13 protein-coding genes and 1 riboswitch are annotated in these 15,619 nt (G+C 66.7%); of the genes, 3 read left to right on the top strand and 10 right to left on the bottom strand.

The genetic code is table 11. The annotated features are described in order from the left end of the window. The 3 genes from KI794_RS03820 to KI794_RS03810 all read right to left on the bottom strand — a co-directional run bounded on the left by KI794_RS03820 (position 1) and on the right by KI794_RS03810 (position 1,846). A complete protein-coding gene (locus tag KI794_RS03820; RefSeq protein ID WP_255809207.1) occupies positions 1-774 on the bottom strand; it encodes an ABC transporter permease in 774 nt (257 codons plus the stop codon). Between the two features lie 13 nt (positions 775-787). Beyond that, on the bottom strand, positions 788-1,084 hold the full coding sequence (locus KI794_RS03815) for a thiamine-binding protein (protein ID WP_119283431.1): 297 nt from the start codon (positions 1,082-1,084) through the stop codon (positions 788-790). Beyond that, a riboswitch (TPP riboswitch) is annotated at positions 1,078-1,185 on the bottom strand. It overlaps the preceding gene by 7 nt. 67 nt (positions 1,186-1,252) lie before the next feature. Further along, positions 1,253-1,846, bottom strand: coding sequence for a TetR/AcrR family transcriptional regulator (locus KI794_RS03810; protein ID WP_119283243.1), 594 nt, complete (start codon positions 1,844-1,846; stop codon positions 1,253-1,255). 115 nt (positions 1,847-1,961) lie between these two features. Here KI794_RS03810 and KI794_RS03805 point away from each other — a divergent pair, with 115 nt between their 5' ends. Further along, entirely contained in the window at positions 1,962-2,351 is a 390-nt protein-coding gene (locus KI794_RS03805; RefSeq protein ID WP_119283244.1) for a DUF1304 domain-containing protein, read from the top strand. Between the two features lie 38 nt (positions 2,352-2,389). Next, positions 2,390-3,406, top strand: coding sequence for an NADP-dependent oxidoreductase (locus KI794_RS03800; protein WP_119283245.1), 1,017 nt, complete (start codon positions 2,390-2,392; stop codon positions 3,404-3,406). Positions 3,407-3,449: 43 nt separating this feature from the next. On the opposite strand, the gene KI794_RS03795 is transcribed toward KI794_RS03800, so the two are convergent. From KI794_RS03795 to brnQ, 3 genes are read right to left on the bottom strand one after another with little or no spacing between them, the layout of a single operon-like run. Beyond that, a complete protein-coding gene (locus tag KI794_RS03795; protein WP_119283246.1) occupies positions 3,450-4,379 on the bottom strand; it encodes an ornithine cyclodeaminase family protein in 930 nt (309 codons plus the stop codon). Between the two features lie 59 nt (positions 4,380-4,438). Then, positions 4,439-5,680: an NAD(P)/FAD-dependent oxidoreductase gene (locus KI794_RS03790; protein ID WP_119283247.1), complete on the bottom strand. Its 1,242-nt coding sequence runs from the start codon at positions 5,678-5,680 to the stop codon at positions 4,439-4,441. Between the two features lie 7 nt (positions 5,681-5,687). Further along, positions 5,688-7,097 (bottom strand): branched-chain amino acid transport system II carrier protein, encoded by a 1,410-nt coding sequence (gene brnQ, locus KI794_RS03785; protein ID WP_119283248.1) that lies wholly within the window; start codon positions 7,095-7,097, stop codon positions 5,688-5,690. A 225-nt stretch (positions 7,098-7,322) separates the two neighbouring features. On the opposite strand from brnQ, the gene KI794_RS03780 reads away from it, so the two are divergent. Next, positions 7,323-9,053, top strand: coding sequence for a PucR family transcriptional regulator (locus KI794_RS03780; RefSeq protein WP_255809206.1), 1,731 nt, complete (start codon positions 7,323-7,325; stop codon positions 9,051-9,053). Between the two features lie 73 nt (positions 9,054-9,126). Here KI794_RS03780 and KI794_RS03775 read toward each other — a convergent pair whose 3' ends face one another. The 4 genes from KI794_RS03775 to KI794_RS03760 all read right to left on the bottom strand — a co-directional run bounded on the left by KI794_RS03775 (position 9,127) and on the right by KI794_RS03760 (position 15,532). Then, on the bottom strand, positions 9,127-10,464 hold the full coding sequence (locus tag KI794_RS03775; RefSeq protein WP_119283250.1) for a PucR family transcriptional regulator: 1,338 nt from the start codon (positions 10,462-10,464) through the stop codon (positions 9,127-9,129). Next, positions 10,461-11,906, bottom strand: a complete 1,446-nt coding sequence (locus KI794_RS03770; protein WP_255809205.1) for a phytoene desaturase family protein — start codon at positions 11,904-11,906, stop codon at positions 10,461-10,463. Before KI794_RS03770 ends, KI794_RS03775 begins: the two co-directional genes overlap by 4 nt. Next, positions 11,903-13,894, bottom strand: a complete 1,992-nt coding sequence (locus KI794_RS03765) for a DUF3556 domain-containing protein (protein WP_255809203.1) — start codon at positions 13,892-13,894, stop codon at positions 11,903-11,905. The genes KI794_RS03770 and KI794_RS03765 overlap by 4 nt, the downstream gene beginning before the upstream one ends. A gap of 126 nt (positions 13,895-14,020) precedes the next feature. Then, positions 14,021-15,532 carry a class I adenylate-forming enzyme family protein gene (locus KI794_RS03760; protein WP_255809201.1) on the bottom strand — a complete coding sequence of 504 codons (1,512 nt, stop codon included), beginning with the start codon at positions 15,530-15,532 and terminating at the stop codon, positions 14,021-14,023. Between the last annotated feature and the right edge of the window lie 87 nt (positions 15,533-15,619).

Here is a 15,619-nt window from a genome sequence, read left to right as displayed (position 1 = left end):
CTAGACGCCCTTTCTGTTGAGTGTGGATCGGAACCGCGACAGCACGGTGTCTCCGATCAGGGATGCGAGCCAGAACAGCAGCACGCCGAGCACGGCGATGACGCCGACAGCGGCGAACAGCTGGTCCATCCTGTAGCTCGCTTGTGAACGTTGCAGGTAGACGCCGAGCCCGACGGACGAGCCCATCCACTCGGCGATGATTGCGCTAAACACGACGTAGCTCGCGGCGACCTTGGCTCCGGCGACAATCGCGGGCACCGCCCCCGGCAGCCGTACGCGACGCAGTACGGTGAGCGGTGACGCCCCCATCGATTGCAGCAGATCGACGAGGTACCTGTCGGCGTCGCGCATCGCGGCGCTCGCGCTGATCGCGATCGGGAAGAACGCCCCAAGCGCCACTACAAGGACCTTCGGGAGCGCCCCGAACCCCATCGCAGAGATCAGGATCGGCGCGAGCACCACCGGAGGAATCGCCTGACTCGCGATGAGCAGCGGTTCCGCCGCCCGCCGTAGCGTGGCAGACAGCCCGAGCAGGATCCCGATCGCGACGCCGCCGAGCGCCCCGAGCGCGAACCCGAGAAGCGCGATCCTATGCGTCGCCGCCAGGTGCGAGCTGAGCAGCTCCCTGTCGCCCCAGCCCGCCGCCCAAACGCTCATGGGCGACGGAATGAGATACGCAGGAGCGTCGGTGAGGCGCACGAGCAGACCCCACGCGAGCACCAGGCCTACGACGGCGAGGAGCGCGGGAAGGATCTGCCGCGTGAGAGTTCTCACGGCGGCCAGCGCGCTAGTGCGTGATGCGGGCGGCGAGCTCGGTCATCGATGCCTCGATGACGTCGTCTTTTGCCTCGAGGATGCGAAAGTGCGTCATGACGCGATCCGCACCAGCCTGAAGCGTCGCATCGTGCAGCTCGCGCATGAGCGGCCAGAGGCGCTCCGCAGGACCCTGAACTGTCGTGCCGAGCGCGCCGACCTCGTACTCGAGACCGCTCTGCTCGATGACGCGAATCGCGCCCTCGACGCAGCTGTATCGACCGTTTTCGTCTCCCATTGGTGTGGGCGACACGTGAACATGGATCAACATGGTGACCGCTTCCCTCCGCTCGTGTTAACGAGATCAGGTTCCTGGGGTGGTCCGCCTCGCTCGGCAGATCTCAGCCCGTTCGGGCCCCCCCAGCGGATGTGTACTGGAACCCTCAGCATAGCGACGAACGTATGCCTCGGGTCAAGGCCGGAGTGTCGCGGGCGGCCGTTAGCCCTGAACCGCGCGTTCTTCGATGAGAGCGAGCGCGGCGTCGAGACTTCCGACCGCAGCCTCGGGCGTGACTCGCACGAGCGCAACGGCTGCGATTACGAGGCCCGCGCACGCGGCGGTCAGCACATCTGCCTGCGCATTCGCCAGAGATGGGAACCGCGCTGCGACGCCGTTTGCGAAGGCCGCACTCAGCTCGGCCCTGTACGCGGCGATGACGCTCGCGACAGCCGCGTCTTGTGAGATCGGTGCGCCCGCGGCATTCACGAGGAGGCAACCGCTCGTCGCTGCGGTCGTACCCGTTCGCAGGAGCGCCGCGCGGAGCCCCGTGAGGTAGTTCTCGAGCGCGTCGGCTTCGACCTCGGCGGCGACGAGCGGAGCGAGCCGTGGGCGAATCACCTCGTTCAAGTAGCTCTCGATCACTGCCTCGAACAGGCCATGCTTCGACCCGAACGCGTGATAGATGCTCGATCGCTTCAAGCCCGTCGCCGTTTCAAGTGCTGGGAGGGAGCTTGCCTCGTAGCCGTTCACCCAAAACACCTCACGGGCGGCCCGCACGACCTCCGCGGTGTCGAACTGCTGCGTGCGCCCCATGCCGTCTCCTCAGAATGATTGCGTGATCGACCCTCTCGTTATAGTGTACTGATCGATACAGTATTTCGCGAACGCCGGCTGCCGCCGACGCGCAGTTAGAGAAACGAGTCACATCATGGTGATCGCCGGCCTTGTGCTCACCGGAGCCGCAGCACTCATTCACGTGTTCATCTTCTACCTCGAATCCATCGCCTGGACGAGCGAGCGAGCCCGCAAGACCTTCGGCACCGGCACTGTCGAAGAGGCGAAGGCGCAGCATGCCCTCGCGTTCAACCAGGGGTTCTACAACCTATTTCTCGCGGTGGCCGTCGCGCTCGGCATCGTATTCATCGCCGCCGGGAACCTGCCCGTTGGGGCGACCCTTGTCTTCACTGGAGCGGGCTCCATGGTCGCGGCGAGCCTCGTCCTCGCAATCTCCACGCCCGACAAGCTCGGCGCCGCGCTGAAGCAGGGCACCGTACCTGCGCTTGGAATCATCGCGCTCACGATCGGGCTACTCAGCTAGCTCGACTACCCCGGCTTTCCCACACACAAGGAGCACATATGAGCAACGCAACAAGCACCCAGATCCGCCTCGCCCGCCGCCCGGTCGGCTGGCCGGTCCACGAAGACTTCGAGACCGCGACCGTCGAATACGGCGACCCCGCGCCCGGCGAGGTGCGGGTGCGCAACGAGTTCGTCTCAGTCGACCCCTACATGCGCGGCCGCATGAGCGACGCACGCAGCTACGTCGCACCCTACGAGCTCGGCGCGGTGATCGCTGGCGGTGCCGTCGGCAGGGTCATCGCTTCGGCGAACGAGGAGCTCCCAGTCGGCACAGCTGTGCTACACCAGCACGGCTGGACAGACGTCGTTCAAGCCGACGGCGCGAAGTTCAGGGCGCTCCCCGAGATCGCCGGGGTGCCGCTCTCGGTCCACCTGCACATGCTCGGCATGACCGGACTCACCGCGTACGTCGGGCTCACAACCATCGCTGGCCTCCGTGAGGGCGACACCGTCTTCATCTCTGGCGCAGCCGGCGCGGTCGGCACCGCCGCAGGCCAGATCGCGAAACTACTCGGCGCCGGCAGGGTCATCGGGTCAGCCGGCTCCCCCGAAAAGGTGGCGCTCTTGACCGAGAAGTACGGCTACGACGCGGCGTTCAACTACAAGGATGGTCCGGTTCGCAAGCAGCTTGCAGCTGCGGCGCCCGACGGGGTCGACGTGTTCTTCGACAACGTCGGCGGCGACCACCTCGAGGCCGCCCTCGCGGCGATGAACGACGGCGGCAGGTTGGCGCTGTGCGGGGCGATCGCGGCCTACAACGCAACAGAACGCCCATCCGGCCCGTCGAACATGGCAAACATGATCACGCGGGCACTCACCATGCAGGGCTTCACGGTAGGGGCGCACTGGGACAAACTCCCCGAGTTCTCCAAGCGCATGTCCGCCTGGTTCGGCGAGGGCAAGATCGCCTACGACGAGACGGTTGTCGACGGCATCGAGAACACCATCGACGCGTTCATCGCGATGATGCAGGGAGCAAACACAGGCAAGATGCTCGTTCGCGTGGGGGCGTAGAGACTGGGCGCTGGCCCCGGCTTGACCGGGCCAGCGCCACCTGTCAGACCGGCGGGGTCAAGCCCGACGCCACGGCCAAGTCTTGCCACGACATTCCGGTACCCTTGAACACGTTCGGGCGGCCTGGGTCGCGCACGACCTCGCCGCGAACAAGGCCCGCGAGAGGCTGCATCGAGTCGACGTCGAGGTGCCCCTCGGCAGCTGCCATGATGACATCGCCGGCCTCACGGAGCGCGGTCGCCTGATCCTCAACGACGACGAGCGCGCGACCCATGAGCTCCCCCGGGATCTCTCGCCTGTCTGGCTCGTGCGAGCCCATCGCAGCCACGCAGGCCCCGTCTTGTACGAGTGCCCCATCGAACACCGGATCCTTCGCGGAGGTGGCGCAGAGCACGATGTCTGCGTTCGCGACGTCGGCGGCGGCGCCGAGGCTGGCCTCGATCCCGAGCTCGGCGAGCTTCGCAAGCGCTGGGGCCGTGCGCTCGGGGTTGCGGCCCACCAGTCGAATGTCGGTGAGATCCCGAATTCGAGAGAACGCGACAACGTGGTCGATCGCCTGCGGCCCACTGCCGAACACGACGAGCCGCTCGGCGTCGGGCGCCGCCAGTCGATCGACTGCGACAGCGGTTGTCGCCGGGGTGCGGAGCACGGTGAGCGCCGACCCGTCGACAAGCAGCTGGGGCGTGAGCGTTTCTGCGTCCATGAGCAGGTAGAGCGCCTGGATGCGAGGCTTCCCCTTCGCCGGATTATCCGGCGAGACCGACGCGATCTTCACACCGACAGACTGCCCGAGGCTCGACGGCATGAGCAGTAGGTGCCCGGCGCCCGCGTCAACCGACTGCCTCGCCGGGTCGGCTGCGGGGTCGAAGCCATCCATGAGCGCCCGCTCGATGAGGCCGCGAGCGGTATCTGGATCGATCTGGGCGCGCACATCCGCGGCTGAGAGGAACGGCAGTCCGGTCGGGGCAATCATGAGGTTCTCCTTGCTGGCTGGGTACTGGAAACGAACGACGGGGGGGCAGCGCCGCGAGACTAGAAGCGGCTCGCGGAGACGCCCCGCAACAGCTCGGGTACCGGGCCGCCGCCCACCAGGTCGGTGATCAGCTTGCCCGTCGTTGGCGCGAGGCTGATGCCAAGCATCACGTGCCCGGTCGCGACGAGCACGTTCGGGTGCTTCGCAAGCGCCCCGATAATCGGGAGGCCGTCTGGCGTCGTCGGGCGCAGGCCGGTCCACGGCTCAGGGGCGCTGTCAATGTCGGGCCAGCCTTCGAAATATCCGCTCACACCGGTGAGGATACCGCCGGCGCGACGCCGCTTGATCGACTCGTCGACGCCTGTGAAGCCCATCGTGCCAGCAAGTCGCACTTTTGTGTCGAGAGGCGTGATCGCCACCTTCGCCTCGGCGAGGTAGATCGGCTTTGTTGGACCACCTGGCGTGACCGGGAAGTCGTAGCCGTAGCCCTTGCCCGACTGCAGGTGCACCCGCTCGCCAATGCCACGGAGCACCTCGTTCGTCCACGCACCGGCGGCCACAACCACCTTGTCGGCGCGGAGGGTCTCTGCGCCGACACGCACCGCGACGGCTCCCCCGTGCGCAGACTCGAGAGTCGCGGGCGCTCCGAGGCGCAGCTCGACGCCCTCTCGCTCGCACGCAGCCGCGAGGCCGCGCACGAACGAGCCCGGGTCGACAGAGCGGTCGCCTCTCGACTCGATGCCTGCGACGACTCGATCCGAGAGCACTGGCTTGTGGGCTTTCAGGTCAGCCTCGCTCATGTGGTTCCACGAGAACCCGGGAAGCTTGCCGTCGAGCAGTTCGAGCTCGGTGACTCGCCCCTCGACCTTGTGGCCGTCGGTGAAGAGCATCGACAACGGCTGCTCGTGCTGCTCGAACTCGACGCCATCAGCCGCGAGCTCGTCGAAGTCTGACAGCGCCGTCGCGCTGAGCGCGGCGAGCACCGCCGATCCCTCACGGAAGCGCGTGTCGGTGCAACTGCGCAGCATCCGCAGCATGAACCCGATGAAGCTCGGCTTGAGCGACGGCGTCACGTACAGCGGACTATCTGGCTGCACCATCCACTTCATGGCCTGCAGCATCATGCCGGGCGCGGGAACGGGTGTCGACATGCTCGGAATCAGCCAACCAGCGTTGTGTCCAGAGGCCTTCGCCGCAAGCGGCGCCTTGTCGACAACTGTCACCTCGTGGCCTGCCCTGCGGAGATAGTACGCGGATGCAAGGCCGACAGCGCCGGCTCCGATCACGATGACACGGGTCATGCGGGTGTTACGCCTTTCGTGAGGAGGCACGCGCCTCAGACTTGTGGGTGACGGGTTCGTCGATCACCGGGATGTGCGCGGTCCGATCGATCGCCGGCTCGCCCCTGACACGGCCAACGGCGTAGCCGATCACGCCGCCGAGTATCGCGGGAATGATCCACCCGCCGTTGTCGGCGAACATTGGCAGCCACGAGAAGGATTCGTTGAGCTCGTCGACGAAGTTGCCCGACGCCTTTACGGCGTCGAGGATCGCGATCGCCCCGGCTCCAATCGTCGCCCCGACGTAGACTGCGCGACGTCCGCCGAAGAAGCGGTCGAGGAGCGCGAGGACGATGAGCGTCATGCCGAGTGGGTAGAGCAGGAAGAGGATCGGGAGCGCGGCGGAGAGCACAGCCTGCAGCCCAAAGTTCGCGATGACCAAGCCGACGGTGGCGTGGATCCAGACCCAGGCCTTGTATGACACCTTCGGGAACTGCTTCGCGAAGTAGTCGGCAACGGCGGTGAGGCACGCGACAAGCGTCGTGATGCCTGTGAGGAAGATGACGATTCCGATCATCAGCACCCCCGGGTAGCCGAGTAGCGTGCGCGCTGCCTCGGCTATGACAGTTCCACCGTTGTCCGGGCGGCCGATCGAGTCGACGCTCGACCCGCCGATCCACGCGAGCGAGATGTGCAGCAGCGCGAGACCAGTGACCGTGATGACACCGGCCTTCAAGAACGTGAACGAGATGCCCTTGCGCGTGGTGATGCCCTGCCCGCGAATCGACTGGATGAACACTCCTGCGAACACCAGAGCGGCGAGCGCATCCATCGTGAGGTAGCCCTCGGTAAAGCCCTTAATGAACGCGCCGTTCTTGTAGGGGTCGACGGCCGGGTGTAGCTCGCCCATCGGGGTGATGAGCGACTTCACGACGATGATGATGAGCAGCACCGAGAATATCGGCGTAATGACCTTCCCCACGCGGTCGACAAGCTTCGACGGGGTGAGCGAAAGGTAGACGCCAAGCAGCGTGAAGATCACCGAGAAGATGATGAGTGGCCACGCGCCCTGCGTGAGTTCCGGGCCGAGGATCGGCTTCACCGAGATCTCGTAGACGACAGAGGTCGTGCGCGGGTTCACGTACAGCGGGCCGAGCGCGAGAAACAGCAGAATGCAGAACACGAACGAGTACACGGGGTGCACGCGCGACGCGAGCTGCTCGACGGTGCCGCCTGCCATCGTCAGGGCGACGATCGCGAGCAGCACGAGCCCGACGCCAGTGATGAGAAAGCCCGACATCGGGATCCACATTTCGCTGCCAGCAGCCTGGCCAACCATCGGGGCGAAGATCGTGTTGCCGGCCCCGAGAAACATGGCGAAGAGCAGCAGGCCAAGAGCGAGCATTTGGAACGGTGAGAGCTTCCGGTCGCCCGTCATCGCACGCCTCCTCGGGTCGAACTGGGCTGGGCGGTCAGAGCGGCTGAGAGGTCCTCAGGCGCGAATTGCGTGGGTTGCACGTTCTCCTCCTTGAGCTTGCAAAGAATTCTGGCGGCCGGCGCAGGCTCACGCCCCGCGCCACCGCGCGTCCGCTCAATGCAACCACATTCGAAACGTGGCGCTCCTCGGGCAAAGTAACCAATCTAGCTCGCTATTATTAGCACTATGTACGGACAGTTCGCGCGGCAAGAGGAGCTCGGGCAGCCACGCGACGGCGCGATCGCGCTCGCCGACGTTGCGACGGCACTCGACGCGGCGGTGCGGGAGGTGGTCCCGCCGAGTTCCGGATCCCCAGCGCCGATCCGCTCAGTGTCACTCGCAGAGACCACCGACCTCACCTCCCCTTTCCCATCGTCGCCACCTGCCGACCTCGTGCTGCCCGTCGGTGCGACAAGCACCGACGTCACGGCATGGCTCCGCGGGCTCCCCACGCGGCCGGCAGCCGAGCTCCCGGTCGCCCTCATGGTCAAGGAGGACATCGCGGCGGCCGATCTCCGACTCGCGGCTACAGCCGCCGGTCTCGCACTCATCGTCGTCGACAAAATGGCCAGGTGGGACCTCCTACTCGCCGCGATCCATCGCAGGCTCGACCGGGCGCATTCGCATGACGGCGAGCCACCAGGATCCGGCGCCAACGCTGCCTTCACCGACCTCGCCGAGCTCGCCTCTGTCATCGCCGAAGGGGCCGGCGGCATGGTCACAATCGAGCGTCCAGACTCGAGCATGCTCGCCTACTCCCCCTCCGACGGGACAGCCGACGGGCTTCGCGAACGCGCGATCCTCGGCCGCGTCGCCCCCGAAGACTCCATGGTGCTGCTCGGTGCATGGGGCGTCGTCAAGCAGATTCAAAACACGCGAGAGGTCGTGGCGGTGCCCGCACACGACGAGCTCGGGATGCGGCCACGGCTCGTCACAGGAATTCACTCGCCGAGCGGCCAGTTCATCGGCTCGATCTGGGTGCAGGAAGGGGCGAACGGGTTTAGCCCAGACGCCGAGATCGTCGTGCGCGGCGGCGCCTCGGCGGCGGCCCGCGTGCTGACACGAGAACTCGAAGCGCCGTCAGCGTCAGAACTCATGCTGCAGCGGGTGTTCGGCGAGCGCGGCGGGATCGACGGGGGCACAGCTTCAGCCTTTCTCGGACTCCCGACCCTCGACGATGCGGCACTCCTCGGGATCGCGCTGCCGGGCTCGGCCGCCGGGCGTTCCGCTGGTGAGCGCGGGGCGACCCGGGGTACTGGGGGTGCCGGGGTTGCCGGGGTTGCCAAGATGCTGCGCCTGCACGTCGGCGCGTTTGCGCCACAGGCCCGGTTCGTGCTGCTCGGCGATCGGGCCTACGTGCTGCTGCCGAATCTACCAGCAGGCGATCGACTCGCCGAGTGGGCAGAGATGCTCGTCGCCAAGTTTGACGCCTCCGGGGCGAGATCCCCGGCAGCCCCAGCCACACCCATGCGAATCGCGATCGTCTCACCGGTGGCGGGCTTTGAACAGATCTCTGAGGCCCGCGCCGAGGCAGACAGGGTGCTCGACGCGATCGACGGCAGCTCTACCCGCGTGACCTCTCTCACACAGTCGCGAACCTCGGTACTGCTTCGCGAAGCCTTCACGCTCCTGGGGGCGCACGCTGATCTCTTCGACCCTCGTATCGCGACGCTGCGAGCCTACGACGATCGCCACGGCGCGGAACTCGTCGCCAGCCTTCGCGGATACGTCGATACTGGCTTCAACGCCAGGGAGGCAGCACGACTGCTCGGGGTGCACCCGAACACGCTCAGGTATCGGCTGCAGCGTGCGCAAGAGCTCACCGGGTTCGACCTTGGCAGGCCCGAGGATCGGCTGCTCGTCTCGCTGCAGCTCGAGCTCGCGGCGCGGGCGAACCCTGGCGTGTCTCCAGGTTGAGGAGTTCTGCACGGCTGGACCACGCCAGCCAATCGAGAGTTGCGGAGGACGGGCGAGCCCATCGGGTCCCCCATCAGCCGTCCACTCCGAGCAGGTCAAAGAGCTTCAGCGCGAGCGATATCTCCATGCCGTCCGCCGGCCTGCCCCCGCGTTCCGCTTCAAACTTCGCGACACGCTGACGCACGGTGTTGCGGTGCAGCCCGAGCAACTCGGCCGTCTTCGAGGAGTTCTCGCCGGTCGCGTAGAACGTCGCAAGCGTCTCACGGAGCGCGGCCTGCTGCTCTCCCTCAGAGGCCACGTCGCCGAGGACCTCGCGGGTCCAAGTGATGGCGCTCTTCGTGTCGTGCATGAGGAGCGACAGAAACCCGACGTCCGGGTCGCTGAACGCCACGAGCTGAGCCTCGCGGAACCGCTGCGCGCCAAGCGCAACGAGCCGCGCCTTCGCGGCCTGCTCGTGGCTACGCCTGAACCCGGCCACCCCGCTGCCGGGCACCCCGATTGCGACACGGACGTTGTTGGCCTCGGCAGACTCCGCAAGCTTCGCGACGCGTGCGAGGGCGTCGTCAGCGAGCTCCGGGGTCGGGCTGGCGACCCACGCCCACGCCGTCGTGCGGTCGGCGGCGGTGATGAGCGGCGGCTTCGTTGACTGCAGGATCGCGGCGACCCGCCTGAGCAGCTGGTCGACCTGGCGCTGGTCTTCGGTCGTGGAGTTGTCGAACTCGAGCCAGGCGATGAGCGCAACGTGGTGTTGGTCGAGCGAGTACCTCGTGCGCGCCTCGAACCCGGCGGATGAGATCGGCTCTCCGCGCAGGGTTTTCAGGACTGCGGCGGCGTTCGTCACCGCGCGCGCGGTCCACCATTTGGCCTGTTCGGCAACGAAAACGTCCGTCACGTACTGCAGCATCCAGTCGATGTAGTTGTGAATCACGTCGGTGATGCGGCGCACGAGGTTCATCTGCAGGTCTTGATCGTCAAGCCCTAGGGCGTCGACCATGTCAATACCTCGACGCACCACCATCGACTGCCCCAGGTAGTACGCACGTGTCAACGAGCCGAGCTGCACATCTCGCTGGGCGAGGCGCATGGCGTATTCAACGGCGGCCGTGCTCGGTTGGACGGATTCGATGGCAATGTCGTTCGTGAGGATGTGCCCGATGGTCCAGATGTTCCCATCAACGCTCGCACGAAGCATCTGCACCAGTTGTGCGTCTTGGTCGAGCCCAGCGACCCGGTCCGAGAGCAGACCTGTCATCTCGTCGACGATTTGCGGGGTCTCCTCCTGAAGGGCGTACCCGATGCGCGCTATGAGCTCGCGAAGCTGCAGGTCATGAGCGGCTGACTCCGGCCTGGCGGTCGGGCGCGGTGCGGTGGCAGCGGTGGGGGCCGCAGCATCCTCTTTCCGGCCCGTCATGTCTGCACCGGGGTCGCCGCGCGTGGCCCGCGCTGCAGCACGTCAAGGGCGCGGTGTGCCGCGTTGAAGCCCCCCATGCCATGGATCCCTGGGCCCGGCGGCGTCGCAGCCGAGCAGAGGTAGACGCCGGGCGTCCCAGTGTCGTACGGCTGGGCACCCAACCGTGGGCCGAGGAGAAACTGGAGCGGCGACTTGGCGCCGGTGAGGATATCGCCGCCGATGAAGTTCGCGTTCTCGGCCTCGCTCTCGGCCGGCGTGCGAGCGCTGAGACCGACGATCCGGTCTCGAAAGCCCGGCGCGAACCGCTCGATCTGCGCGATGATCTGCTCGGTCGCGTCGCCCGGGTAGCCGTTCGGCACGTGCGCGTAGGCGTACACCGGATGGATCTCGCCGTTCGCTCGCGCAGGGTCGGCGGCGGTCTGCTGCCCGACGAGCACGAACGGCCGTTCCGGCATCCGGCCGGCGGCGATGTCGCGCTCGGCGGCGATGATCTCCGCCGCGGTGCCCGCAACGTGAACGGTGCCCGCCTGCGCGATCTCGGGGTCGCGCCAGGGCACCCCGCCCGAGACCGCGAAGTCAACTTTGAAGGCCGCCGGTCCGGGAGCAAATCTGCGGTATGCGCGGCGATCCTGATCGGGTTGCTGCGCGGTGAGAATGCTCGCGGCGGCCCGCGGATGCACGTCGAGGATCGTAATGTCGCGCGGGGGAAGCTCGTGCAGTCGCGTCACGCGGCGACCGGTCTCGAACCGCACGCCGAGGCCGCGCAGCAGCGCAATGTGCGCGTCGGTGAAAACGCCGGTGCCGCCTTTCACGACAGGCCACCCGACGGCGTGTCCGGCGATGATGATTCCGGCTCCGATGCCCGTCACGAGTGGTCGCGTGAGCGGCTGCAGCGCGTGCGCCGCGACCCCCATGAACAGCGCTTTGGCGCGCTCCTCGCGGAAGAATCTCCCGATGAGTGCGGGCGGCGGGCCGGCGACGAGCCCCATTCGGGCGAGCAGGACAGGGTGCCTCGGCACACGCAGCATAGGCGACATGATGACGCCCGAGAGCCTGTCGAACGCGCGAGCCGAGGGCCCGAACGCGGCTGCCCAACGGGGGCCGTCGCGTCCGAGGCCGGCGGCTGTGTCGGCGATCGAGGTGTGCAGGAGTCCGGACTCGCCTCGATCGAGCGGGTGGGCGGCGTCGATCGGCGCGTGCGCCCATTCCACCCCCATCGCGGGCAGGTCGAGCGTCTTGAAAAACGGCGAGCCGGGCGCCATCGGGTGCACGGCGGCACAGTGGTCCTGCACGAGCCCGGCGAGGGGGGACTCGACTGAGCGAGCTCCCCCTCCGAGGTGGTTCGCGGCCTCGACGACGGTGACGTCGACGCCGGCGCGGGCAAGCACGGTCGCGGCAGCGAGCCCGTTGGGCCCGCTTCCCACTACGACCGCTGTGGTCATGGTTTCCGCACCTCCACGAGTTCCTCGGATTCTGCGACGAACTGGGTGAGCGCGGCGGTGTCAACGCCGAGCGTCACTGCATCGTCGAGCGGCGCTGGGGCCACGTCTGGCCCAACAATATCGGTTGCGGTGAACTGGAGCTGCTCGAATTGCGGCGAGCGCCAGGTCACGGTGAGCGGGATCGGCCCGTCGGGCAGCCACGGCTGTGCCGCAACCGCGTCCTTCACCCGCCAGTGGCCCCGCTCGACAACGCCGAGCGCGGCGTCGATGAGGCGATACTCCTGGATGCCGCTCCACAGCGCTTCCGACTCGACCCAGGCGACGATGAACTCACCTGGTTCGAACTGTGCCTGCTCTTGGATCGCCGCGATCAGTTCCTCGTTGTGGAAGTGCCCCTCCCCGAAGTTGAAGCCGATCATCGCGTTGCACCCGAACTCGGCCTCTCGCACGCGGCGGTGGTCGATGTCTGGCACGTCTTCGAGAAGCACGGAGAACAGTCCCCGCCCCTGCGAGTGCAGTGAGCGCCAGCCGATGGTCATCTGCAGGAAGGTCTCGGCGAGCGGATAGGGCAGCCCCATCGTCTGGAGCTGGTCGATCTGATCGGTCGTCGGCCGGTACACGCGGTGCAGTTTGTGCTCGGCGTCGGGGTGGATCGCCCACAGCGCAGAGGCCCAGTTGCCGCCGTACTGGCGGAGCGATGCGAGGAACGACACCTTGTCGGGGCGGATGCTGCCGAAGATGACGAAGAACACCGGGATCGCGATGACCGCGAACGGCAGCCACGGCTGCGACATGTCGAACACGCTGAACCCCACACCGTTCGGGTACCCGATGAAGAAGACGACGGCGCAGATCGCGAACAGCATGTTCCACTCGAGCGGCACGGCGAGTGGAAAGGTCGAGATGATGAACAGGCAGAACCCGACCATGAGCAGCGTCGCGAGTGTCACGGTGAGCTGGCCGCCGAGTGCACTGCCAGCGACGAACAGCATCACGAGCGGAGCACCGATCTCGACGATCGTGCCGAGCACGTGGGCGATGAGGTGTGCCGGCCGGCTCGGCCGCAGGTCGCTACCGGCGAAGTCCTTGTACATCGACTTCTTCAGCCAGCGCGGCGGCCAGAACGGGGTGTTGCTGAGCATCGGCGGGATCACCAGGCTGAAGTGCCGGTTGAGCTTCGAGAAGCCGGCTCCGACCCAGACGGTGACGAGGAAGATCTTCAGTGCGATGATCATGTCCGTGACCTCGAAGAAGTGAGGGAACACGATGAAGAAAACGATCGGCAGCAGGTACTGCTCGGCGCGGGCCGCGAGGAAGATCGTCTTGTCCCGCAGCCCAATGATGAGGAGCAGTGCGACCGCGAGCACGAGCGGCGTCGTCTGAATGAGTAGGAAGCTCTCGGCGTGCTGCGTGAGCCAGGCCGGGACGCCGTTCAAGGGATCCGTGAGGTAGGCCTGAAACCTGCCGAGCGCTGGCAGCTCGGCCGCGGTCTGGCCTGGCAGGAGGAGCGCTGTGCCCATGGCGAACAGGAACCCGTAATACAGGAACACGTCGAACACTGTCCGCCGGTTCCCGCCGGTGAACGGGATCCATTTGTAGGGACTGAGCTTGATCGTGCCCGGGCGCGACCAAAACAGGATCCCCCCGGTGAGCGGGCCAAATTTGCCGGCGAGTGGACCCCACGAGCCGGCGACTCCAATCGCGTCGAGCAGCATCGTCATGACGAGCAGCTTCTGGTAGATGATCGGGTTCATCCACCACGACGCCGGATCTAGCGGGTTCAGGTGCGACGTGAGCGTGACGAGCAGCACGCCGCCAATGAGCCACGCGCCGAAGACCTTCGCGAGGTAGAGCACGGAGATATTACGAGCGGCGCCAAAGCCCCACTCGGCCCACTGCGTGGTGAGCACGCGCAACCGCTCCTGCAGCGGGCGCTGGATGAATGCTTCGGGTTCCACGTTCGGGAACCTCGTTTCGGTAAAACCCATGACAACTCCTTTGGTGACAGGTCTTCTGGACGGAACGCGGTATCGGTTTTGGGTACCGCAAGGAGGCCGTCGGCCTCGGGCCGACAACCGGGGATCGTGCGGTTCGCCGCTAGCCGGGGACGGCCGTCACGCGCTCACCGGCTGATTCGTGTGTTCGAGCGCGGGCGCCGTTCGCCTGCGCAGCTCGGGCTTATCGACTTTGCCCACCGGGTTGCGGGGCAGGTCGTCGACGATTTCGAGCCGCACGGGCACTTTCACCTTCATGAGGCCGGCCGCGCAGTGGTCAAGCAGCTCGGCGGGTGTCGCCGCTGCCCCAGGCAGCAGCACGACGTACGCGACGGGAACCTCGCCGAGCCGCGCGTGCGCGGCGCCGACGACCGCCGATTCGAGCACTGCCGGGTGCGCCGCGAGGTGTGTCTCGATTTCCTTGGGGTAAAGGTTCTCGCCGCCGCGAATGATCATGTCCTTGATACGGTCGACGATCCTGAGATACCCGTCGTCGTCGAGTACGCCGACGTCCCCCGTGCGCAGCCAGCCGTCCACGATGGTCTCGGCGGTGGCCTCGGGCCGCCCCAGATAGCCCCGCATCACGGTTGGCCCGCTGATCCGCACTTCGCCGCGCTCGCCCGCCGGCATCGGGTTCCCTGCCGCGTCGGTGACGACGATCCGCTGGCCTGCGAGCGCCGGCCCGACGGTTCCAAGCTTGTGCGGGCCCGCGAGCGGAATGCACGCCGACGCGCACGTCGATTCGGTCAGGCCATAGCCTTCGATGATGTGCAAGCCGAAGCGCTCGGCGCTGAGCTGCAGCAACTCAGCCGAGACCGGGGCAGCGCCGCAGATCACGAACCGGACGGAGCTAAGGTCGACGACCGTCTGCGCGGGCAGCTCAACGAGTTTCGTGAGAATCGCGGGCACCACCGAAAAGTAGGTGGGCCGGAAGCGTTCGACGGCGTCCAGCAGGGCCATCGCCGTGAACCGCGGCATTACGACGGTAGAGCCGCCCACGAGCATCGGTGCCAACCAGCTCACGCAGATCGCGTTGACGTGAAACATCGGGAGTACGACGAGGGCTCGATCAGCCGCCGTGATTTCGGTGTGCGCGGCGAGCCCTTCCGCCATGGCATGGAGGTTCCCGTGGTCGAGCATCACACCCTTCGGCTGCCCAGTGGACCCGCTCGTGTAGATGAGCAGCGCGAGCTGGTCCGCCGGCGTCGCTGGGGTCGGAACTGTGGCTCCAGGTGCCGCGCCATGTCTTGGGTCGCGAAAGTCGGCGACGTCGAGCCGCGCGATCGTGAGCCGCGCTGCCGCGAGTGAAGCGTGAGCGTCGACAATGAGGAGCTTCGCGTGTGAATCTGCGAGTTGGTAATTGAGCTCACGCTCGGTGAACGTCGGGTTGATCGGTGTTGCGGCCGCGCCGAGCAGCCAGGTCGCGAGGATCCCGAGGAGCAGTTCGACGCTGTTCTCGAGCATGAGCGCGACCACGTCGCCTTCCCCGACGCCTCGCTCGGCGAGCTGACGCGCGAGCACACGGGCTCGTGCGTCGCTCTCCGCGTAGCTGAGCATGCCGCGCTCATCGCCGATGCAGTCGCGCCCTGTGCCAGCAGCAGGAGATTCCCAGAGCAGGTGTTTCAGCCTCATTGCCGTCCTTTCCCGAGTGGTCCGCGTTGACCTATTGTCCGGTTGCATTCGCAATGCTACGAGCCAATTTCACGGGTTTTCAGGCCG

Origin of the sequence: Leucobacter aridicollis, assembly GCF_024399335.1 — a bacterium.
Lineage (GTDB): Bacteria > Actinomycetota > Actinomycetes > Actinomycetales > Microbacteriaceae > Leucobacter > Leucobacter aridicollis_A.
The sequence above is the reverse complement of the archived record's forward strand: the minus strand, read 5'-3'. Positions and strand labels throughout refer to the sequence as shown.

Bases quoted from the DNA above. Each gene is read 5' to 3' on its own strand.
- KI794_RS03790 (WP_119283247.1), bottom strand. From the start codon at position 5,680: ATGACCCGTGTCATCGTGATCGGAGCCGGCGCTGTCGGCCTTGCATCC.
- KI794_RS03770 (WP_255809205.1), bottom strand. From the start codon at position 11,906: ATGACCACAGCGGTCGTAGTGGGAAGCGGGCCCAACGGGCTCGCTGCC.
- KI794_RS03800 (WP_119283245.1), top strand. From the start codon at position 2,390: ATGAGCAACGCAACAAGCACCCAGATCCGCCTCGCCCGCCGCCCGGTC.
- KI794_RS03810 (WP_119283243.1), bottom strand. From the start codon at position 1,846: ATGGGGCGCACGCAGCAGTTCGACACCGCGGAGGTCGTGCGGGCCGCC.
- KI794_RS03775 (WP_119283250.1), bottom strand. From the start codon at position 10,464: ATGACGGGCCGGAAAGAGGATGCTGCGGCCCCCACCGCTGCCACCGCA.
- KI794_RS03805 (WP_119283244.1), top strand. From the start codon at position 1,962: ATGGTGATCGCCGGCCTTGTGCTCACCGGAGCCGCAGCACTCATTCAC.
- KI794_RS03780 (WP_255809206.1), top strand. From the start codon at position 7,323: ATGTACGGACAGTTCGCGCGGCAAGAGGAGCTCGGGCAGCCACGCGAC.
- KI794_RS03795 (WP_119283246.1), bottom strand. From the start codon at position 4,379: ATGATTGCCCCGACCGGACTGCCGTTCCTCTCAGCCGCGGATGTGCGC.
- brnQ (WP_119283248.1), bottom strand. From the start codon at position 7,097: ATGACGGGCGACCGGAAGCTCTCACCGTTCCAAATGCTCGCTCTTGGC.
- KI794_RS03760 (WP_255809201.1), bottom strand. From the start codon at position 15,532: ATGAGGCTGAAACACCTGCTCTGGGAATCTCCTGCTGCTGGCACAGGG.
- KI794_RS03765 (WP_255809203.1), bottom strand. From the start codon at position 13,894: ATGGGTTTTACCGAAACGAGGTTCCCGAACGTGGAACCCGAAGCATTC.
- KI794_RS03815 (WP_119283431.1), bottom strand. From the start codon at position 1,084: ATGTTGATCCATGTTCACGTGTCGCCCACACCAATGGGAGACGAAAAC.